Annotated in this window: 22 protein-coding genes; 14 read left to right on the top strand and 8 right to left on the bottom strand. The window is 69.4% G+C overall.

Going from position 1 to position 19,427, the window contains the following annotated elements:
* Positions 1-24: 24 nt before the first annotated feature.
* The gene (locus ACAM42_RS29110) at positions 25-657 is read left to right on the top strand and encodes a septal ring lytic transglycosylase RlpA family protein (protein WP_369630231.1); all 633 of its coding nucleotides are present in this window, start codon (positions 25-27) and stop codon (positions 655-657) included.
* A gap of 10 nt (positions 658-667) precedes the next feature.
* Here ACAM42_RS29110 and ACAM42_RS29105 read toward each other — a convergent pair whose 3' ends face one another.
* Positions 668-1,627, bottom strand: coding sequence for a 23S rRNA (adenine(2030)-N(6))-methyltransferase RlmJ (locus ACAM42_RS29105; RefSeq protein ID WP_369630230.1), 960 nt, complete (start codon positions 1,625-1,627; stop codon positions 668-670).
* A 162-nt stretch (positions 1,628-1,789) separates the two neighbouring features.
* Here ACAM42_RS29105 and ACAM42_RS29100 point away from each other — a divergent pair, with 162 nt between their 5' ends.
* From ACAM42_RS29100 to mdtD, 6 genes are all read left to right on the top strand, one after another.
* Positions 1,790-2,392 (top strand): hypothetical protein, encoded by a 603-nt coding sequence (locus ACAM42_RS29100; protein ID WP_369630229.1) that lies wholly within the window; start codon positions 1,790-1,792, stop codon positions 2,390-2,392.
* Positions 2,389-3,639, top strand: coding sequence for a S1C family serine protease (locus ACAM42_RS29095; RefSeq protein WP_369630228.1), 1,251 nt, complete (start codon positions 2,389-2,391; stop codon positions 3,637-3,639). Before ACAM42_RS29100 ends, ACAM42_RS29095 begins: the two co-directional genes overlap by 4 nt.
* Positions 3,640-3,844: 205 nt before the next feature.
* Positions 3,845-4,276, top strand: coding sequence for a 50S ribosomal protein L13 (gene rplM / locus ACAM42_RS29090; RefSeq protein ID WP_062479213.1), 432 nt, complete (start codon positions 3,845-3,847; stop codon positions 4,274-4,276).
* A gap of 12 nt (positions 4,277-4,288) precedes the next feature.
* A complete protein-coding gene (gene rpsI / locus ACAM42_RS29085; protein WP_062479216.1) occupies positions 4,289-4,681 on the top strand; it encodes a 30S ribosomal protein S9 in 393 nt (130 codons plus the stop codon).
* Between the two features lie 197 nt (positions 4,682-4,878).
* A complete protein-coding gene (gene erpA, locus ACAM42_RS29080) occupies positions 4,879-5,244 on the top strand; it encodes an iron-sulfur cluster insertion protein ErpA (RefSeq protein WP_056577477.1) in 366 nt (121 codons plus the stop codon).
* 90 nt (positions 5,245-5,334) lie between these two features.
* Positions 5,335-6,768: a multidrug transporter subunit MdtD gene (gene mdtD, locus ACAM42_RS29075; RefSeq protein ID WP_139706042.1), complete on the top strand. Its 1,434-nt coding sequence runs from the start codon at positions 5,335-5,337 to the stop codon at positions 6,766-6,768.
* Between the two features lie 6 nt (positions 6,769-6,774).
* Here mdtD and ACAM42_RS29070 read toward each other — a convergent pair whose 3' ends face one another.
* A complete protein-coding gene (locus ACAM42_RS29070; protein WP_369630227.1) occupies positions 6,775-7,923 on the bottom strand; it encodes an anhydro-N-acetylmuramic acid kinase in 1,149 nt (382 codons plus the stop codon).
* A 17-nt stretch (positions 7,924-7,940) separates the two neighbouring features.
* Complete coding sequence (locus ACAM42_RS29065) at positions 7,941-9,287, bottom strand: M23 family metallopeptidase (protein ID WP_062479224.1); 1,347 nt, start codon at positions 9,285-9,287, stop codon at positions 7,941-7,943.
* A 161-nt stretch (positions 9,288-9,448) separates the two neighbouring features.
* Here ACAM42_RS29065 and tyrS point away from each other — a divergent pair, with 161 nt between their 5' ends.
* Positions 9,449-10,681: a tyrosine--tRNA ligase gene (gene tyrS, locus ACAM42_RS29060; RefSeq protein WP_369630226.1), complete on the top strand. Its 1,233-nt coding sequence runs from the start codon at positions 9,449-9,451 to the stop codon at positions 10,679-10,681.
* A gap of 55 nt (positions 10,682-10,736) precedes the next feature.
* On the opposite strand, the gene ACAM42_RS29055 is transcribed toward tyrS, so the two are convergent.
* On the bottom strand, positions 10,737-11,351 hold the full coding sequence (locus ACAM42_RS29055) for an OmpA family protein (protein WP_095746883.1): 615 nt from the start codon (positions 11,349-11,351) through the stop codon (positions 10,737-10,739).
* Between the two features lie 4 nt (positions 11,352-11,355).
* Positions 11,356-11,841: a FecR domain-containing protein gene (locus ACAM42_RS29050; RefSeq protein ID WP_369630225.1), complete on the bottom strand. Its 486-nt coding sequence runs from the start codon at positions 11,839-11,841 to the stop codon at positions 11,356-11,358.
* 151 nt (positions 11,842-11,992) lie between these two features.
* On the opposite strand from ACAM42_RS29050, the gene ACAM42_RS29045 reads away from it, so the two are divergent.
* Both ACAM42_RS29045 and dtd read left to right on the top strand, forming a co-directional pair.
* The gene (locus ACAM42_RS29045) at positions 11,993-12,907 is read left to right on the top strand and encodes a cation diffusion facilitator family transporter (RefSeq protein ID WP_062479235.1); all 915 of its coding nucleotides are present in this window, start codon (positions 11,993-11,995) and stop codon (positions 12,905-12,907) included.
* The gene (dtd, locus tag ACAM42_RS29040) at positions 12,904-13,347 is read left to right on the top strand and encodes a D-aminoacyl-tRNA deacylase (RefSeq protein WP_062479238.1); all 444 of its coding nucleotides are present in this window, start codon (positions 12,904-12,906) and stop codon (positions 13,345-13,347) included. The genes ACAM42_RS29045 and dtd overlap by 4 nt, the downstream gene beginning before the upstream one ends.
* On the opposite strand, the gene ACAM42_RS29035 is transcribed toward dtd, so the two are convergent.
* The 3 genes from ACAM42_RS29035 to ACAM42_RS29025 are packed head-to-tail and all read right to left on the bottom strand — an operon-like array spanning position 13,319 to position 15,377.
* The gene (locus ACAM42_RS29035) at positions 13,319-13,942 is read right to left on the bottom strand and encodes a class I SAM-dependent methyltransferase (RefSeq protein ID WP_369630224.1); all 624 of its coding nucleotides are present in this window, start codon (positions 13,940-13,942) and stop codon (positions 13,319-13,321) included. The genes dtd and ACAM42_RS29035 overlap by 29 nt on opposite strands.
* 15 nt (positions 13,943-13,957) lie before the next feature.
* The gene (gene ybeY / locus ACAM42_RS29030) at positions 13,958-14,425 is read right to left on the bottom strand and encodes an rRNA maturation RNase YbeY (RefSeq protein WP_062479245.1); all 468 of its coding nucleotides are present in this window, start codon (positions 14,423-14,425) and stop codon (positions 13,958-13,960) included.
* A 1-nt stretch (position 14,426) separates the two neighbouring features.
* Positions 14,427-15,377, bottom strand: a complete 951-nt coding sequence (locus tag ACAM42_RS29025) for a PhoH family protein (protein ID WP_172438305.1) — start codon at positions 15,375-15,377, stop codon at positions 14,427-14,429.
* Positions 15,378-15,397: 20 nt separating this feature from the next.
* Between ACAM42_RS29025 and ruvA the strand changes: the two genes are divergently transcribed.
* The 4 genes from ruvA to ACAM42_RS29005 all read left to right on the top strand — a co-directional run bounded on the left by ruvA (position 15,398) and on the right by ACAM42_RS29005 (position 19,421).
* Positions 15,398-15,970 carry a Holliday junction branch migration protein RuvA gene (gene ruvA, locus ACAM42_RS29020; protein WP_056577514.1) on the top strand — a complete coding sequence of 191 codons (573 nt, stop codon included), beginning with the start codon at positions 15,398-15,400 and terminating at the stop codon, positions 15,968-15,970.
* The gene (locus ACAM42_RS29015) at positions 15,967-16,863 is read left to right on the top strand and encodes a hypothetical protein (protein WP_095947950.1); all 897 of its coding nucleotides are present in this window, start codon (positions 15,967-15,969) and stop codon (positions 16,861-16,863) included. The genes ruvA and ACAM42_RS29015 overlap by 4 nt, the downstream gene beginning before the upstream one ends.
* Positions 16,864-16,898: 35 nt before the next feature.
* On the top strand, positions 16,899-17,891 hold the full coding sequence (locus ACAM42_RS29010; RefSeq protein WP_159272810.1) for a helix-turn-helix domain-containing protein: 993 nt from the start codon (positions 16,899-16,901) through the stop codon (positions 17,889-17,891).
* A 123-nt stretch (positions 17,892-18,014) separates the two neighbouring features.
* A complete protein-coding gene (locus tag ACAM42_RS29005) occupies positions 18,015-19,421 on the top strand; it encodes an aldehyde dehydrogenase family protein (protein WP_369630223.1) in 1,407 nt (468 codons plus the stop codon).
* The last annotated feature ends 6 nt before the right edge of the window (positions 19,422-19,427 follow it).

Genomic DNA, 19,427 nt, shown 5'->3' with positions numbered 1-19,427 from the left:
TCCTGCGTGCTCGCAGGGTGCACCATGCCGCCTGCCACGCAGGAGAAAGACGCGGACACCGCCGCGGCGGCGTCCGGCAAGCGGCTGCAGCCGCTGGGACGCGGCCTGGCCGTGCCGCCCGGCGCCGCCCCGCGCTCGGCCGTGCCGTCGGTGCGCTACGACCTCGCGGTGTCGGGCACCGGCGAGTCGCTGGACGATGGCGTGCCCGGCGATGAGCCGCGCGAGATCTTCGAGCGCGGCGGCGCCTCGTGGTACGGCATCCAGTTCCACCAGCGCAAGACCGCCAACGGCGAGCGCTTCGACATGGGCGCCATGACGGCGGCCCACAAGACGCTGCCCTTCAACACCCGCGTGTGCGTGCGCAGCCTGGTCAACGGCAGCGAGGTGCTGGTGCGCGTCAATGACCGCGGGCCCTTCACGCCGGGCCGCATCATCGACCTGAGCCGCGCCGCGGCCGACCGCATCGGTCTCACGAGCATGGGCATCAAGCAGGTGGCGCTGTCGGTCATCGACCGCGAGGGCATGCGCTGCGGCGGCCAGGCCGTGGCGGCGGAAGATCTGCAGCCCGCGCTGTTGCCCGAGGCGCCGACGTCGCGCGTTCGTGCGCCGGCCCCTGCGCGCAAGCGGGTGATCGTGCCGCCGCGCAAGCGCCGCTGAGCGGCTGCCCTCAGCCGCCGCTCTCGAGCGAGTAGGCGGCGTTGCGGTCCTGGGCCAGGCGCTCGGCCAGCTGGGGCAGCGCCTCGGCCAGTTGCGCCTTCAGCGTGTAGGGCGGGTTGATCAGGAACATCCCGCTGGCCGGCAGGCCCGGGCGTTGCGTTTCGCCCGAGGCGGCGTCCTTCGTGATCTTGCTCGACTTGACGGTCAGCGTGGCGTGCAGCCACGGCTTGCCGGCCTTGGTCGCCATCGTTTTCAGGCGGCGCGGCAGGTCGTGCGCCTCGGGGCGCGGAATGATCGGGTACCAGACGGCATACGTGCCGGTGGCGAAGCGCTTGAGCGCCTCGGCCGCGAAGTCGAGCACGCGGCCGTAGTCGGTCTTCATTTCGTAGCTCGGGTCCATCAGCACCAGCGCGCGGCGCGAGGGCGGCGGCAGGAACTTGGTGGCGCTGCCGAAGCCGTCGTCGCGCAGCACGGCGATGCGGCGGCCGGCCTCGAGCTGGGCGATGTTGGCGTCCAGCGTGCGGGCGTCGGTCGGGTGCAGCTCGAACAGCTTGAGCTTGTCGTGGTCGCGCAGCAGGTGCTGCACGATGAACGGCGAGCCGGGGTAGACGCGGGCGCCGCCCTTGGGGTTGAAGTCGTGGATCACGCTCAGGTAGCGGGCGATGGCTTCGGCGACCGGCTTTTCTTCGGCGGGGGCTGCGGGCTTCTTGCCCGTCGACTTGGCGGCGGGGGCGGGCGTGTCGGGGGCTTTGTCCGGCGCGGCGAAGAAGCGCAGCACGCCGTCGGCCGCTTCGCCGCTGGTGCCGGCGTAGTCGCCGTCGAGCCGGTACAAGCCGGCGCCGGCGTGGGTGTCGACGACGGTCAGCGCGGCGTCTTTTTCAAGCAGGTGGTCGAGGGTGGCAATCAGGACCGTGTGCTTGAGCACGTCGGCGTGGTTGCCGGCATGGAACGCGTGGCGGTAACTGAACATGGAATGAGGCCTGAAAAAGTGGAAAGGGGAGCGCTAGACTCGCGCGGCGCTACATTGATTTACAAAACACAACGAGGGGCAGCAATGCGAGGAGCCGGATGGCGATTTTGGGGCCTGTGCGTCGGCGCGGGTGTTTTGTCTATTTTGACGGGCTGCGCCTCCGTGACCCACGGCACCACGCAGAACGTGAAGGTCGAGACCCTGTCGCCCGAGGGCAAGGTGGTCGACGGCGCCCGCTGCCGGGTCTCCAACGACCGCAATGATGCGGTGGTGCGCTCCGGCCTGACCCTGCCCGTGCGGCGCTCGGGCGAGAACCTGAACATCGAATGCACCCAGTCCGGCCTGCCGCCAGCCCGCGGCCAGGCGATTTCGCGCGTCAACGTGGGCCTGGTCGGCAACGTGATGATCGGCGGCCTGGTCGGCGTGGCGATCGACACCGGCACCGGCGCGGGCTTCAACTACCCGAGCTGGATCCAGCTGATTTTCGGCGAGGTGCGCAGCTTCGACCGCAGCGCGCAGACCGGGGACGAGGCGACGACTGGCATGAAGATCGGCACGACCGAAATGGCGGCCGCGCCGGCGCCGAAGACGGCCGTGGCAGCGCCTGTGCCTGCGCCCGCGCCGGCCGTGGTCGCGCCACAGCCGCCTCCCGTGGCGGTCGCGCCGCCCGCTCCGGCGCGCCCCGCACCTGCGGCGCCGTCCGCCGCGCCCGACGCCCGCGTCTCGATGGACGACCTGCGCGGCCTGCTGCCCGCCAAGCCGTGAAGCCGATCTGGAAGAACGCCGCGCCGTGGCTATGCGCCGCGGGCGCGCTGCTGGCTGCCGGCCCCGCCGCCGCGCTGGAGCCCGACGCCCTGTTCGCCAAGCTGACCGGCAGCGTCTGGGCCGTGCGCACCTTCGACGCGCAGGAGCGTCCGCTGCGCGCCGGCAGCGCCGTGGTGATCGCGCCCGGCCGGCTCGTCACCAACTGCCATGTGCTCGCCAAGGCCAGCAATTTCGTGGTCAAGCGCGACAACGTCACCTACGGTGCCACGCTCGAATACCCGGACCCGGGGCGCGACCTGTGCCAGATCAAGGTCGCCAACTTCACGGCGCCGCCGGTGGCGCTGGCGCCTGCTGGCACCGCGCGGGTGGGGCAGCGCGTGTACGCCATCGGCAACCCGCGCGGGCTGGAAAACACGCTCAGCGAAGGCCTGCTGTCGGGCCTGCGCGGCGGCGACGGCGAGGCGCGGCTGCTGCAGACCACGGCGGCGATTGCGCCCGGGTCGAGCGGCGGCGGGCTGTTCGACAGCGACGGCCGCCTGCTGGGCATCACCACCTTCGCCGCCCGCGACGGCGGCAACCTGAATTTCGCCATGCCGGCCGAGTTCCTGGCGGAACTGCCAGCCCGCGCCCAGGCGCAGCTGGCGGCTCGGGCGCGTGAGCCCGAAGGCGGCGCCCGCCGCAGCGCCGGCGTGGCGCTGGCGGAGCCGCTGCGCGCCGGCGACGCGCTCGAGTACGTGCGCACCGACCGGCTGACGGGCAACCGCACGCCGGTGATCTATCGGGTGGACCGGGTCAACGGCGACGAGGTGTCGTTCAACGCGGGCAGCCGGATCGAAAAGACGAACGGGCAGGTGGTGACCCTCACTTCGTCGGTTGGCGGTCTGTTCGACAGCGCATCGCCGCCGGGCGGCTGGGCGCCGAAGGACGACGTCCAGCCGGGCATGCGCTGGCACCTCGACTATGTGGCGACCACCGAGGACCGGCTGCGGCATGAACTCAACGCCTCGGTGGGCGCTGAACACACGGCACGCGTGGACGGCGTGGAGCTCAATGTGGTGCGCATCGCTTATGACGGCTGGATCTACGTCTCCTATGGCACCGGCGCTGCGCCCGTTGGCACGCCCTTCAAGGCGGCCGTTCTTTACAGCCCCGAGCTGAGGCGGATCGTCAACTTCGAGGCCATGTACCGACGCGGCTATGCCGCCGTGACCAGCGAGACCCTGGAACTGGTCCGCATCCAGCGCTGAGGCCCCCGGAAGCCCGGAAATTGGCCGTTTGGCCATTTCTTCATATAATCGCGGGCTTCGCAGCGTTTTTGTAGCCCCGCGGCGAAGGCATGCCAGCCGCCCTTTCATTGGGCGGAAGGCGTGAAAACCCACCTAAGAGATTCCCATCAGAGGAACGCCGACCGTGGAAAAGGGCTCGCCAAACCCTCTTTCAAGAGAAAAACTCATGACCAAAACGTTCAGCGCCAAGCCCGCTGACGTGACGCACGAGTGGTTTGTGATTGACGCGACCGACAAGGTCCTCGGACGAGTAGCCAGCGAAGTTGCTCTCCGTTTGCGCGGCAAACACAAGGCCATTTACACGCCTCACGTCGATACCGGTGACTACATCGTCATCATCAACGCCGCGCAACTGCGCGTCACCGGCGCCAAGTCGATCGACAAGGTGTACTACCGTCACTCGGGCTACCCGGGCGGTATCACGGCGACGAACTTCCGCGACATGCAGAACAAGCACCCGGGCCGCGCCCTGGAAAAGGCTGTCAAGGGCATGCTGCCCAAGGGCCCGCTTGGTTACGCGATGATCAAGAAACTCAAGGTGTACGGTGGTGCTGAGCACCCGCATACCGCCCAACAGCCCAAAGTGCTGGAACTGTAAGGAGCCTTGAGAATGATTGGTGAATGGAACAATGGCACCGGCCGTCGCAAATCCAGCGTCGCCCGTGTGTTTCTGAAAAAAGGCACCGGCAAGATCACGGTCAACGGCAAGGACATCCAAGCGTTCTTCGGCCGTGAAACCTCGATCATGATCGCCAAGCAGCCCCTGGCGCTGACCAACAACCTCGAAGCTTTCGACGTGATGGTCAACGTGAACGGCGGCGGCGAATCGGGTCAAGCCGGCGCCACGCGCCACGGCATCACCCGTGCCCTGATCGACTACGACGCTTCGCTGAAGCCCGTCCTGAGCCAAGCCGGCTTCGTGACGCGTGACGCACGTGAAGTCGAGCGTAAGAAGGTCGGTCTGCACTCCGCCCGTCGCCGCAAGCAGTTCAGCAAGCGCTGATCCCCTGCTCGTTGCGAGACAAGAAGCCGCCCTCGGGCGGCTTTTTCGTGGCCGCGTCCCCTAGGTGCCCCTGGTGGATGCGGCGCCCGACCCCACTTGCGATGGGTGCTCGCCGCATGCGGCCTGCCGAAATTGCGGCATTGCAGTAGCATCCGTCCCATTGGCCGCCCAAGCGGCCCCCCAAGGAGTTTCACCCCATGAGCGCTGTTGCCGAAAACATCCAGACCCAGATGCCCGAGCCGATCGTCTTCACCGACAGCGCGGCCGCCAAGGTCGCCGACCTGATCGCCGAAGAGGGCAATCCCGACCTGAAGCTGCGCGTGTTCGTGCAGGGCGGCGGGTGCTCGGGCTTCCAGTACGGTTTCACCTTCGACGAGATCACCAACGAAGACGACACCACCATGACCAAGAACGGTGTGTCGCTGCTGATCGACGCCATGAGCTACCAGTACCTGCTCGGCGCCGAGATCGACTACAAGGAAGACCTGCAGGGCGCCCAGTTCGTCATCAAGAACCCGAACGCCACCAGCACCTGCGGCTGCGGTTCCAGCTTCTCGGCCTGATGCCTGGATGCTGCTGACCAGCCCCCTCGAAAAAGCCGCCTCCGGGCGGTTTTTTGCTGTCTGTCGTTTTTCCGAGTCCACGCCTTCCCGATGAGCCCCGAAACCGCCGTCCCCGTCGATCCCGCCCGCAAGAGCCTGCTGTGGCTCGTGGCCGTGGGCTTTTTCATGCAGACGCTGGACGCCACCATCATCAACACGGCGCTGCCCGCGATGGCCGCCAGCCTGGGCGAGAGCCCGCTGCGCATGCAGTCGGTGGTGGTGGCCTACGCGCTCACCATGGCGATGCTGATCCCGGCCTCGGGCTGGATCGCTGACCGCTTCGGCACGCGGCGCGTCTTCTTCTGCGCCATCGTGCTGTTCGCCGCCGGCTCGGTGCTGTGCGCGCTCTCGCAGGGGCTGGGGCAGCTCGTGGCGGCGCGGGTGGTGCAGGGCCTGGGCGGGGCGCTGCTGCTGCCTGTGGGGCGCCTGGCGCTGCTGCGCACGGTGCCGCGCGGCGAGTTCCTGCAGGCAATGAGCTTCGTGGCCATCCCGGGGCTCATCGGGCCGCTGCTGGGCCCCACGCTGGGCGGCTGGCTGGTGCAGTACGCCTCCTGGCATTGGATCTTCCTGATCAACGTGCCGGTGGGGCTGGCCGGCTGCATCGCCACGCTACGCTACATGCCGGACCTGCGTGGCGCGCTCCAGAAGCGCTTCGACGGCGTGGGCTACGCGCTGCTGGCCTTCGGCATGGTGGCGATCTCGCTGGCGGTGGACGGCGTGTCGGGGCTCGGGCTGCGCCAAGGCGGGGTGATGGCGGTGCTGATCTTCGGCTTCGCCGCCGTGGTCGCCTACTGGCTGCGCGCGGCACGCACGCCGGAGCCGCTGTTCTCGCCCGCGCTGTTCGGCATTCCGACGCTGAGCATCGGCCTGCTGGGCAACCTGTTCTCGCGCCTGGGCAGCAGCTGCATGCCCTTTCTGGTGCCGCTGCTGCTGCAGGTGTCGATGGGCTATTCGCCGGTGCGCGCGGGGCTGATGATGTTGCCGGTGGCGCTGGCCGGCATGGCGATGAAGCGCTTTGCCACGCCGCTGATCACGCGCCATGGCTACCGCCGCGTGCTGGTGGCCAACACGGTGCTGGTGGGCTGCACCATGGCCAGCTTCGGCCTCACGGCGCCGGGGCAGCCGGTGGCGCTGCATCTGCTGCAGCTGCTGGTGTTCGGCGCGGTCAATTCGCTGCAGTTCACGGCCATGAACACCATCACCCTGAAGGACCTCGACGGCGGCATGGCCAGCAGCGGCAACAGCCTGCTGTCGATGGTGCAGATGCTCGCGATGAGCCTGGGCGTGGCCGCAGCCGGCGCCGTGCTGGCGGGCTACAACGGCGTGTTCGGCACGGCAACGCCGATGCAGACGCTCGATGCGTTCCAGGCCACGTTCGCGACCATGGGGCTCATCACGGTGGCTTCGGCGCTGATCTTCTGGCATCTGCCCGCAGAAGTGCGCGCGGCCCAGCCTGCGCAGCCGGAAGTCTCCGGCCAGGGCTGACGCAGTTCAGGCGGGGTAGATCGCGCCGAGCACCCGTGCCCCGCGCGCGCCGGTCACGCTCGCGAGGTTGCCGGGTTCGCGCCGGACGGTGCGCCGGGCCAGCCACGCGAAGGCGGCCGCTTCGACCTGCTGGGGCGGTAGGCCGTGTTCGGACGATGCCTGCACCTGCACGCCGGGCAGCAGGGCGCGCAGGCGGGCCATGAGGTGGTCGTTGAGCGCGCCGCCGCCGCAGACGATCAGCAACGCGCTCTCTTTTTGATAGCTTCGCAACGCTGCCGCGCAGGTGCTGGCGGTCAGTTCTGCCAGCGTGGCCTGCACGTCGACAGGCGCCCAGGCGGCCGTGCCCAGGTGGCCGGCCAGCCAGTCCGGATGGAATAAATCGCGCCCCGTGCTCTTCGGCGGCGCCTTGGCGAAATACGGTTCGGCCTGCAGCCGGGCCAGCAGTTCGGGCAGCACGCGCCCGCTGGCCGCCCACTGGCCGCCCCGGTCGAAGGGCTGGCCGAGGTGGCGCAGGCACCAGTGGTCCATCAGCGCGTTGGCGGGGCCGCAATCGAAGCCCAGCAGGGGGGCGGTGCCCGCGGGCGCATTCGTGGCCGGCAGCAGGCTCAGGTTGGAGATGCCGCCGAGGTTCAGCACGGCGACGGGCGCGTCGGGCCGGGCGAACAGCGCCTGGTGAAAGGCCGGCACCAGCGGGGCGCCCTGGCCGCCGGCCGCGAGGTCGCGGCTGCGGAAGTCGGCGACCACGTCGATGCCGCTCAGTTCGGCCAGCAGCGAGGGGTTGTTGACCTGCAGCGTGTAGCCCGTGCCGTCGAATTCGAGCGGCCGGTGGCGCACGGTCTGGCCGTGGGCGCCGATGGCGGCGACGGCTGTCGGGGCGGTGCCGGTGCGGGCCAGCAGCTGCGCGACCACGTCGGCGTACACCCGCGCCAGGCCGTTGCCGGCCAGGGCCGCGCGGTGCAGTTCGTTGTCGCCGGGGGTGTTGAGCGCCAGCAGCTCGGCGCGCAGCGGGGCGGGAAAGTCGGCGCTGGCGTGGCCGATCACCGCGAGGTGGCCGTCGTCGGAGAAATCGGCGATGACGCCGTCGACCCCGTCGAGCGAGGTGCCCGACATCAGGCCGATGAAGCGTTGCTGCGGCGGCTGCGGTGCGGCGGCCATGCCCAGGGGAGCGAGGCTCAGTCGGCGCTGGCCTGGATCACCGAGAAGGCGGCGGCCAGCTCGGTGCGGGCGCCCACGGCGATGCGTTCGAAGGCCGGACGCAGGGCGGCGGTGATCGGGGCGCCGCCTTCCTGTGCGATCGTGGTCGGGTCCTGGTAGGCCCCGCCGACGCGGTACTCGAAGTGCAGGTGCGGGCCGGTGGCCCAGCCGGTGGAGCCGACGGCGCCGATGGTCTGGCCCTGGCTCACGCTCTCGCCGGCCTTCACGTTGATGCGGCTCAGGTGGGCGTAGGCCGTCTGCTGGTTGTTGCGGTGGTTGATGATGACGATGTTGCCGTAGCCGCTTTGCGTGCCGGCGAAATCGACCGTGCCATCACCGACCGTGCGCACCGCGGTGCCCGTGGGCGCCGCGTAGTCGATGCCGTTGTGCTGGCGCCAGCTGTTCAAAATCGGATGCATGCGCATCGCGAAACCGCTGGACACGCGCGAGAACTCGACCGGCGAAGCCAGGTAGGCCTTGCGCAGGCTGTCGCCGTTCGGGCGGTAGTAGCTGCCCTTCTGGCCCGCGCCCGGGGGCTGGAACCAGACGGCCTGGTGGACCTTGCCGTTGTTCTCGAACTCGGCCGAGAGCACGCGGCCGCTGCGCAGCGCCTGGCCGTCGGCTTCGAAGGTCTCGTAGACCACGGCGAAGCGGTCGCCCTTGCGCAGCGAGCGCACGTCGACGTCGCCCGCGAAGATGTCGGCCAGCTGGCTCGCCACGGCGTCGGGAATGCGCGAGTCGTCGGTGGCGGCGAACAGCGAACTGCGGATGGTGCCGCTGGCCAGGCGCGTGCCCGGCGTCAGCATGTCGCGCTCGGTGCGGGCGACAAAACCGGTGGGCGTGCGCTCGACGACGAAACGCTTGAAGCCGCCGTCGGCGTCGGGAATCCAGCGGGCGCTGAGCTTTTGCAGCTGGTTTTCCTGCGTGGCTTCGGCCGTCACGGTGCGGCCCACGCGCGCGAACAGCGCCATGCGCGCTTCGGCGTTGCCGCGCACGAAGGCGGTGGCGGCAGGGTCGGAAATGCCCAGGCGCTTCATCAGCGCCTCGGCCGTGTCGCTGGAGCGCGAGACGTCGGTGCGGAACAGCGTGAAGCTGAAGTTCTCGAGCGACGCCGACTGGTCGGCGAAAGACACCGGCGCGGTGGCTTCGAGCACTTGCTGGATGGGGAGGTCGGACGCGTCGGGACCGAGCGAGGCGACCGCGAGGGTGCCGGCGCTGAGCAGCATCGCAGCGATCGCTGCGGTGATCTGCTTGGGGTACGTCCGGAATGTGTACGCCACGCGGGAAGCGAGAAGCTCCTCGGCGGCAAGGATGCCGTTGATCAAACTGTGGATTCCAACTCAGGTTCTGCAGGTCCGTGCTGCAAGGCCCAGTGCGTTCAGGGCGGCAGGAGACGGTGCGGAAAAAAAGCGCCGCTTAGAATCCGGCGCTTGAAAAGTCGGGCTGAGTATAGCTTCGGCCACCGGAAAAACCGCCAAAAAAGCCCATGAACGCCGAATCTGTTACATCCACCAGCCTCTCCGATGGTGTAAGACAAGCCCTCGAAATATCCCTCCGCGGCGCTGACGAGTTGCTGCCGCAGGACGAGTGGGTCAAGAAGCTCCAGAAGGCGGAAGCCAGCGGCAAGCCGCTGCGCATCAAGCTGGGCCTGGACCCGACCGCACCGGATATTCATATCGGACACACGGTGGTGCTCAACAAGATGCGCCAGCTCCAGGACCTGGGGCACCGCGTGATCTTCCTGATCGGCGACTTCACCTCCCTGATCGGCGACCCCTCCGGCCGCAACAGCACCCGCCCGCCGCTCACGGCCGAGCAGATCCGCGCCAACGCCGAGACCTACTTCGCCCAGGCCAAGCTGGTGCTGGACGAATCGAAGACCGAGATCCGCTACAACTCGGAGTGGAGCGACCCGTTGGGCGCGCGCGGCATGATCCAGCTGGCGGCCAAGTACACGGTGGCGCGCATGATGGAGCGCGACGACTTCAACAAGCGCTTCAAGGCCGGCCAGTCGATCTCGGTGCACGAGTTCCTGTACCCGCTGATGCAGGGCTACGACTCGGTGGCTTTGCAAAGCGACCTCGAACTGGGTGGCACCGACCAGAAGTTCAACCTGCTCGTCGGCCGTCACCTCCAGCAGGAATACGGCCAGGAGCCGCAGTGCATACTCACTATGCCACTGCTCGAAGGGCTCGACGGCGTCGAGAAGATGTCCAAGAGCAAGGGCAACTACATCGGCATCAGCGAGGACGCCAACAGCATGTTCGCCAAGGTGCTGTCGATCTCCGACACGCTGATGTGGCGCTGGTACACGCTGCTGAGCTTCCAGTCGGTGGCGCAGATCGAGGCGCTGAAGGCCGAGATCGCGGCCGGCCGCAACCCGAAGGACGCCAAGGTGGCGCTGGCCAAGGAAATCACTGCGCGCTTCCACAGCGCGGCGGCGGCCGATGCGGCGGAGCAGGACTTCATCAACCGCAGCAAGGGCGGCGTGCCCGACGAGATTCCCGAGGTGGCGCTCGGCGGCGCCCCGCTGGGCATTGGCCAGCTGCTCAAGCAGGCCAACCTGGCGTCGTCGTCGGGCGAGGGCAACCGCCTGATCGACGGCGGCGGCGTGCGCATCGATTCGGTCGTGGTGTCCGACAAGGGCCTGAAGCTGCCCGCGGGCAGCTACGTGGTGCAGGTCGGCAAGCGCAAGTTCGCGCGGGTGACCCTGAGCTGATCGCAAGAAAAAAAGGCCCCTCGGGGCCTTTTTCAATGGGGGCAGCGCGGCGGGGTCAGCGGACCTCGATGGTCACGCGCCGGTTGCGCGGCTCGTCCACCTCGTCGGCGGTCGGCACGGCCAGGTCGCGTTCGCCACGGCCCACGGCCTCGATGCGGTTCGCCGGGAACTGGCGCTCCACGAACAGCTGCACCACTTCCTGCGCGCGGCGGCGCGACAGCTGGTCGTTCTGCTCGCCGGCACCCTTGGTGTCGGTGTGGCCGGTCACCACGATGTCGCCGCCGCTGCGGGCCAGCGCGGCGGCCAGCGCCTCGGTCATGATCTGCTGCGACGCCGCCGTCAGCGTGGTGGTGCCCACTTCGAAGAACACCGTGTAGCGCTGCGGAAGCGGCGGGCGCATGTCGAACAGGGGCTTGTTCTCGGCCTGGACCTTGGCCGCGTCGGCCTGGTCGACCACCGGCGCACCGCTCGCGCCCACTGCGGCCGTGGCGCGCTGGTAGGGCTTGGAGAGCACTTCTTCGCCGTCCTTGGCGCGCACCACCACGGCGGAGGGCGTGCCGTCGGCCTGGGGCAGGAGCACCACGCGCGTGCCCGGCGAGGAGCAGGCGGCCAGGAACAGGGCGACCGTGGTCGCGAGAAGAAGGGAGGAGCGGCGTAACAGTGTCTGCATCTTTTCAGGGTTGGCCGTCGGTCTGCACGATGAAGTCCGTGCCCCGAATGCCGATGGTGGCGGTCTGGGTTTCGACGCGCACGGCGTCGGGGTTGGTCTTGCCGATGAGGCCGGTGATCATGCGCATCGAGCCGCGCAGCAGCGACACGAGCATGCCGCCGTCGCGGGTGGTGCCGTCGAAGTGGAATTCCTTGAGGTCCATGCGCGAGGACGGGCCGACCATCAGCGTGGTGTTGTCGCGCAGCACGACGGCCGCCGACGAATCCGGGCCGGTCACGATGCGGTCGACCGCGCCCAGCGCGTCGCCGGGGGCGGCCGTGCGCGTGGCGCCGGCGCTGTCGAGCAGCTGGACGTTGCCGCGCACCGTCTTCACGAACCCGGCCTGCTGGGGTGCTGCTGCTGCGGGCGCCGCAGCGGGTGCCTGGGCCTGGGCCAGGGTGGCTGCGCCGACGATGGCGAGCCCGAGGGCGGCGGTCAAAAATTTCTTCATCATTTGCCTCTCTGTGACTGATTGCTTCGCAATGAGCGCAAATATTAAGGCGAAGGCGTTACATATGGTCACGCGGCTGATAATTCAGCCGATTCCTGCGACGTAATGCCCGCCCGCACAGGCCCTTTTTACCTGATCTTGTTCTTTCTGCATGACGTTGACCCCTAAAACGCTGCTTCGCGTCTCTGTCGCGGTGGCCCTGATCACCATCCTCCTGAAGGGATGGGCCGGCTACCTGACGAACTCGATGGGCCTGATTTCGGACGCCATGGAGTCCTGCGTCAACCTCGCCAGCGCCATGTTCGCGCTGGCCATGGTGACCATCGCCGAGCGCCCGGCCGACGAGGACCATCCCTACGGCCACCACAAGGCCGAGTACTTCTCGTCCGGCTTCGAGGGCCTGCTGATCGTGGCCGCCGCCGTCGCCATCCTGTGGGTGTCGGTGCTGCGGCTGCTGTCGCCGCAGCCGCTGGAGCAACTGGGCTGGGGCCTGGCGCTGTCGGTGATCAGCTCGGGCTTCAACGCGGCGCTGGCGTTCGTGCTGTTCCGGGCGGCCCGCGCGCACCGTTCCATCGCGCTGGAGGCCGACGGGCGCCACCTGATGACCGACGTGTGGACCTCGGTCGGCGTGCTGGTCGGCATCGTGGCCGTGCATTTCAGCGGCTGGCTCTGGCTCGACCCGCTGATCGCCATCGGCGTGGCGCTCAACATCGTGCGCGAGGGCTTCAAGCTCGTGTGGCGCTCCTCGCAGGGCCTGATGGACGAGGCGCTCGATGCCGAGACGCTCGCCACCGTGCGCGCCACCCTCGACGCCTTCGCCGCCAACCATGCCGAGGGCGACCGCCTGCGCTTCGACGACATGGTGACGCGCGGCGCCGGCCAGCGCCGCTTTGCCGACCTGCACATGCACGTGCCCGGCGACTGGACCCTGCAGCGCGCCGCCAACCTGCGCGACGAACTGGAGCAGGCCCTGATGGACGCCGTGCCCGGCCTGCGCGTGACCATTCAACTGCTGCCGCTCACCATGGAAGCGCGCGCCACCCGACTCGAGGACCACCATTCATGAAAGCCGTGCTCCAGCGCGTCGCCCACGCCCGCGTCGATATCGCGGGCCAGACCGTCGGCGCCATCGAGGCCGGCCTGCTGGTGCTGCTGTGCGCCGAACGCGGCGACGGCGACAGCGTGGCCGACCGCCTGCTCGCCAAGATCCTCAAGCTGCGCATCTTCTCGGACGAGGCCGGCAAGATGAACCGCAGCGTGCAGGACATCGGCGGCGGCCTGCTGGTCGTGAGCCAGTTCACGCTGGCCGCCGACGTGAGCGGCGGCAACCGCCCCAGCTTCACGCTCGCGGCGCCGCCCGACGAGGGCCGCCGGCTCTACGAGTACTTCGTGGCGCAGGCGCGCGGCGCGCACCCGGTGGTGGCGACCGGCGAATTCGGCGCCGACATGCAGGTGCACCTGCTGAACGACGGGCCGGTCACGATCCCGCTGCAGATGACGGCGTGAACGGCGCAGGGCGGATCACCGCTTCCCACGCCACCTTCGGTTCGTCGTAGCGCAGCACGCGCACCTCCTCGAGGTGCTGCAGTTGCCAGCCGTCGGCAAACAGCCGCTCGACCGCGGCGCGGTCGAAGAAGCGCTTGGGAATGCCGTCCACCGTGTAGAAAAAATCCTCGTCCCGCTCGCTGGCCGACGGGCCGCGCGCGCCGTGATGCCGGTCGTTGACCGAGTTGAGGCGGCACAACAGCACGCCACCGGGCCGCAGCACGCGGTGGATGCGCCGCACCAGCGCCAGCGTTTCGTCCCACGCGAAGTAGTGCAGCGACAGGCTGGCGAGCACGGCGCCGACCGTGGCGCCCTCCGCCAGCGGCCAGGCGTCGCGGAAATCACCGCAGTGGAACTCGGCGCCTGCCGGCACGCGTTGCCGCGCCTGCGCCAGGGCATCGGACGACAGCTCGACCGCCAACACCCGCAAGCCGGCGTCGACCAGCGTGGCGGTGTCGCGACCGGCCGCACAGCCCAGTTCGAGCACCGGCCCGTCGCCGGCGCATTCGCGCAGCAGCGGCAGCCAGCGCGGCAGCCAGGGATCGGTGTCCGACACCGCCGCGGCCTCCGCTCAGCGCCCGTACGGGCTGCGAATGCCCAGGCCCGCGAGGATCTCGATTTCGTACGCTTCCATCTCGTCCGCGTCGGCCTCGCTGGTCTCGTGGTCCCAGCCCTGCGCGTGCAGCGTGCCGTGCACCAGCAGGTGCGCGTAGTGCGCGGCGAGGGTCTTGCGGTTTTCCTTGGCTTCGCGCGCCACCACGGGCGCGCACAGCACCAGGTCGGCCATCACGACCGGGCCCTGCGCATAGTCGAAGGTGAGCACGTTGGTGGCGTAGTCCTTGCCGCGGAACTCGCGGTTCAGGCGCTGGCCCTCCTCGGCATCGACGATGCGCACGGTGATCTCGCCGTCGATGTCCAGCGCATGGCGAATCCAGCGGTTCACGCTGTGGCGCGGCAGCGCGGCGCGGTGGCGCTCCACGCCCTTGAAGCGCCCGAACTGCAGCGACAGCGACAGGGCCGGAAGCAAGGAGGCCGCCATGTCAGTGGCCTCCCGAGCGCTTGCGCTGGCCGTCGTAGGCATCGACGATCTTCGCCACCAGCGGGTGGCGCACCACGTCGGCGCTCGTGAAGTGCGTGGTCGCGATGCCGGCCACGCGCTTGAGCACGCGCTCGGCGTCGATCAGGCCGCTCAGCTGCTGCTTGGGCAGGTCGATCTGGCTCACGTCGCCCGTCACCACCGCCTTGGCACCGAAGCCGATGCGCGTGAGGAACATCTTCATCTGCTCCACCGAGGTGTTCTGCGCCTCATCGAGGATCACGAAGGCGTTGTTCAGCGTGCGCCCGCGCATGAAGGCCAGCGGTGCAATCTCGAGCACGTTGCGCTCGAAGGCCTTCTGCACCTTCTCGTAGCCCATGAGGTCGTACAGCGCGTCGTACAGCGGGCGCAGGTACGGGTCGACCTTCTGCGTCAGGTCGCCCGGCAGAAAGCCCAGGCGCTCGCCGGCCTCGACGGCCGGGCGCGTGAGCACGATGCGCTGCACCGCCGCGCGCTCCAGCGCATCGACCGCGCAGGCCACGGCCAGGTAGGTCTTGCCGGTGCCGGCCGGGCCGATGCCGAAGGTGATGTCGTGCTTGGCGATGTTGTCCAGGTACAGCGCCTGCGTGGGCGTGCGCGCGCGCAGGTCGGCGCGGCGCGTGACGAGCATGGCCGCGTCCTCGTCGCTCATCGAGCCGTCGCCGGCCAGCGTGAGCTGCACCACGGCCGGGTCGATGGCGCGCTGGGCGATCTCGTACAGCGCCTGCAGCACCTCCATGGCCCGCTGCGCCGGGGCCTTGGGGCCGTCGACCTTGAACTGCTCGTGGCGGTGCGCGATCTTCACGCCCAGGGCGTCCTCGATGCGGCGCAGGTGCGCATCCAGCGGGCCGCACAGGTGGCCGAGGCGCGAATTGTTCAGGGGGGTAAAGGTGTGTCGCAGAATCACGCCGGACATTTCAAGGAAAAAGGGCACCCATGATAGGCAAACTGACCGGCACGCTCGCAGAGCGCAACCCCCCGCAGGTGGTGGTGGACTGCAACGGCGTCGGCTACGAGGTCGACGTGCCGATGAGCACGTTCTACAACCTGCCCAACGTCGGCGCGAAGGTGTCGCTGCTCACGCACTTCGTCGTGCGCGAGGACGCGCAGATTCTCTACGGCTTCGGCACCGCCGAGGAGCGGGCGGCGTTTCGCCAGCTCATCAAGATCACCGGCGTGGGCCCGCGCACCGCGCTGGGCCTGCTCTCGGGCATGAGCGTGGGCGAGCTGGCGCAGGCCATCACCACGCAGGAGCTGGGCCGGCTCGTGAAGATCCCGGGCATCGGCAAGAAGACCGCCGAGCGGCTGCTGCTGGAGCTCAAGGGCAAGCTGGGCGCCGACATCGGCCTGCCGGCGCATGCCGCGTCCGACGCGCAGGCCGACATCCTGCAGGCGCTGGTGGCGCTGGGCTACAGCGACAAGGAAGCCGCGCTCGCGCTGAAGGCGCTGCCGAAGGACGCGAGCGTGAGCGACGGCATCAAGATGGCACTGAAAGCCCTGGCGAAGTGAGTTGGCGCGAGGCGTGGTCGCGCGCGCAGGCGCTGCGCCACGAGTCGGCCGAGACCGACGCCGTGCTGATGCACACGGCCATGGCCTTGTCGGTGCCGATCATCTGGCTCTACGGCTTCGCGGGCGTGGCCTACGGCCAGCTGCCGATGCTGACGCCGGCCGGCTTCGTCGACATGCCGGGCGTCTGCGCGTGGCTCACGGCGGTCATGGCGTTCGCGGTCGGCATCCTGTTCATCGACTGGCTGGTGCGCGGCGACGTGGCGCCACCGCCGGTGCCGACGTCGATCGTCGTGCGGCACTGGCAGTCGGGCTGGCCCCGGTCGCCGGCGTTGCCGCCCGAGCCGTCGCCCGGCTTCCTGCAAGGCAGCGCCTCGCCGTTTCGCAGCGTGTGCCTGCTCGTCGCGGCCGTGGCCTGCGTGTCGGCGCTGGTGTTCAGCGGCCTCGACACGCTGGGCTGGTCGGTCGTCGCGCGGCCGGGTGGGTTGGCGCCGCGCGCCGAATGGCCGCTGTACCCGCTGCCGTGGATCTGGCCCTGGCTGCTGCCGCTCGCGCGCCAGCCCTTCGCGCTCGGCACCGTCGCGGTCGGCGCGGTGCTGCTCGTCGCGGCGATCTTCATGCGCTGGCGCCGGATGCGCGGCGCGTGGTTTCCGTTCTTCACGGCGCTGCCGATCCTCGTGGCACCGCATTTCCTGGGCGCCGCGGGCTTCGACTACGCCGCCGCGCGCGGGCTCGGCGGCCTCAATGAACCCGCACTGGCGAGTGCGCTCGCGCAGCATCCGGGGCGCTACAACGTCTACACTTTCCTGAGCCTGTGGGGCGGCATCGGTGCCGGCACGGTCGGCCTGGTGCTCGGCTTCTGGTTCGGCCGCTCGCGGGTCATGGACGAGGACTGAGCGCTGGCCCGGCGCCCTGCAAGGAGACACCCTCTGTGAGCGCTTCTTTCTTCGATTCGCCCGCGCACCTGAGCGGCGGCCCGCTGACCCCGCGGATGCGCGCCGAGATGCCGTTCGAGCTCGTCGGCCCGCGCCTGCAGGCCGTGTGCGGCAACTTCACGCCCGTGCCCATGCCGCGCCAGCAGACCGTCTCGGGCGGCATCGAGGTGCGGCGCGCCGGCGGTGTCGACGTGGCGCTCATCGGCCAGAACCTGCAGCGCGTGCACCGCGATGCGCAGGCCATCCGGCGCGACGACCGCGAGCATTTCTTCCTCGTGTTCCAGGACCATGGCGGCGCGCTCATGTGCCAGGGCGCGCAGCAGATCGCGGTGCAGGCCGGCGACATCGTGCTGATCGATTCGGCGCGGCCTTCGGAATTCGTCTACGACGGCGCCAGCTCGCAGCAGGTGTCGGTGCACCTGCCGCGCGCCGACATGCTCGCGCGCTTCGGCCCCACGCTGCAGGGCGGCGTGTGCGTGCGACGCGGCGACGCGCTGGGCTTCGCGATGCGCGCCATCCTCGCGCGCCTGCTCGACAGCGGACAGTCCGACGACGCGCACCTGGTCGAGGCCTTTCTCGGCGTGTTCGGCTCGGTGCTGGTCGAGCGCGCGCGGCAGGCGCCTGCGCTGCTGTCGCGCAACGCGGGCGAGGGCGTGCTGCGCCGCGCGATGGACCATGTGGCGCTGCAGTTCCACGACCCGGCCTTCCACGCGGGCGAACTGGCGCGCCACCTGGGCGTGTCGCCGCGGCTGCTGCAACGCGCCTTCGAGGCCTTGGGCGTTTCGCCGAGCCGCCACATCCTCGACACCCGGCTGGCGGCGGCGCGCGCCGCGCTCGACGCGGCGGCCCGGCAGGGCGGCCCCGCGCCGGCCATCGCGGTGGTCGCCTACGACTGCGGCTTCAACGACCTGTCGTTCTTCTACCGCGAGTTCCGCAAGCGCTACGGCGTGCCGCCGGGGCGCCTGGCACTTGGACCCCTGGCGCACTGACTGACGCCTGAGTCCATTCGCTGACGCCTGGCTCCAAGACGCCGGCCCCTGCTTTTCCTACATTGATCGGGCGCGCCCGCCCTGCGGCGGCGCGTTCCAGCGTCAACCCATAAGGACAAAGCAATGCAAGAGACAAGAATGACGATCGGCGGTCGCGCGGTGCCAGGCACGGCCTCCTTCGAAGTGCGCAACCCCGCCAATGGCCAGGTGATCGGCACCGCGCCGAACGGTTCGCGCGACGACCTCGCCGCCGCCGTGGCCGCCGCGCAGAAAGCCTTTACGAGCTGGTCGCGAAAGTCCGACGACGAACTGGCCGCCGCCTGCCGCGCCGTCACCGAGAAGATCGGCGCGCACGCCGAAGAGCTGGCGCGCCTGCTCACGCTGGAGCAGGGCAAGCCGCTCAACGGCCTGGGTTCGCGCTGGGAGCTGGGCGGCGCCGCGGCCTGGGCCGGCGCCACCGCGGCGCTGTCGCTGCCGCCGCGCGTGCTGCAGGACAACGCGCAGGGCCACGTCGAGATCTTCCGCAAGCCCGTGGGCGTGGTCGGCTCGATCACGCCGTGGAACTTCCCGGTGCTGATCGCCGTGTGGCACGTGCTGCCGGCGCTGCGCACGGGCAACACGGTCGTCATCAAGCCCTCGCCCTACACGCCGCTGACCACGCTGCGCTTTGTCGAGCTGCTCAACGAGGTGCTGCCCGAAGGCGTCGTCAACAGCGTGAGCTGCGACGACCGCACCTCCAACCTCGGCGCCGACATGGCGAGCGACCCGGTCATCCGCAAGATCGTGTTCACCGGCTCCTGCGCCACCGGCAAGAAGGTGATGCAGTCGGCCGCCAGCACCATGAAGCGGCTCACGCTCGAACTCGGCGGCAACGACGCCGGCATCGTGCTGCCCGACGCCGACCCCAAGGCCATTGCCGAAGGCCTGTTCTGGGGCGCCTTCCTCAACAACGGCCAGACCTGCGCGGCCATGAAGCGCCTGTACGTGCACGCCAGCATCCACGACGAGGTGTGCGAGCACCTCGCGGCCTTTGCGAAGCAGGTGCCGATGGGCGACGGCATGGACGAGAAGAACGTGCTCGGCCCGGTGCAGAACCGCATGCAGTTCGACAAGGTCGCACGGCTCGTGGCCGACGCGAAGAAGAAGGGCCAGGTGCTCACCGGCGGCGAGCCGGGCGAGGGCCTGTTCTTCCCCGCGACCATCGTCGCGGGCCTGAAGAACGGCGATGCGCTGGTCGACGAAGAACAGTTCGGGCCCGCGCTGCCCGTCATCCGCTACACCGACGTCGAAGAGGCCATCCGCGCCGCCAACGACAGCGAGAACGGCCTCGGCGGTTCCGTGTGGTCCAAGGACATCGAGCATGCCAAGCGCATCGCCTCGCGCCTGGAGTGCGGCTCGGTGTGGATCAACAAGCACGGCGCCATCCAGCCCAACGCGCCCTTCGGCGGCGTGAAGGCCTCGGGGCTCGGCGTGGAGTTCGCGGAAGAAGGGCTGAAGGAGTACACCGACGCGCAGGTGATCTTTTCCTGACGCAGT

Origin of the sequence: Variovorax sp. V35, from assembly GCF_041154465.1 — a bacterium.
GTDB classification, from domain to species: Bacteria; Pseudomonadota; Gammaproteobacteria; order Burkholderiales; family Burkholderiaceae_C; genus Variovorax; species Variovorax boronicumulans.
The sequence above is the reverse complement of the archived record's forward strand: the minus strand, read 5'-3'. Positions and strand labels throughout refer to the sequence as shown.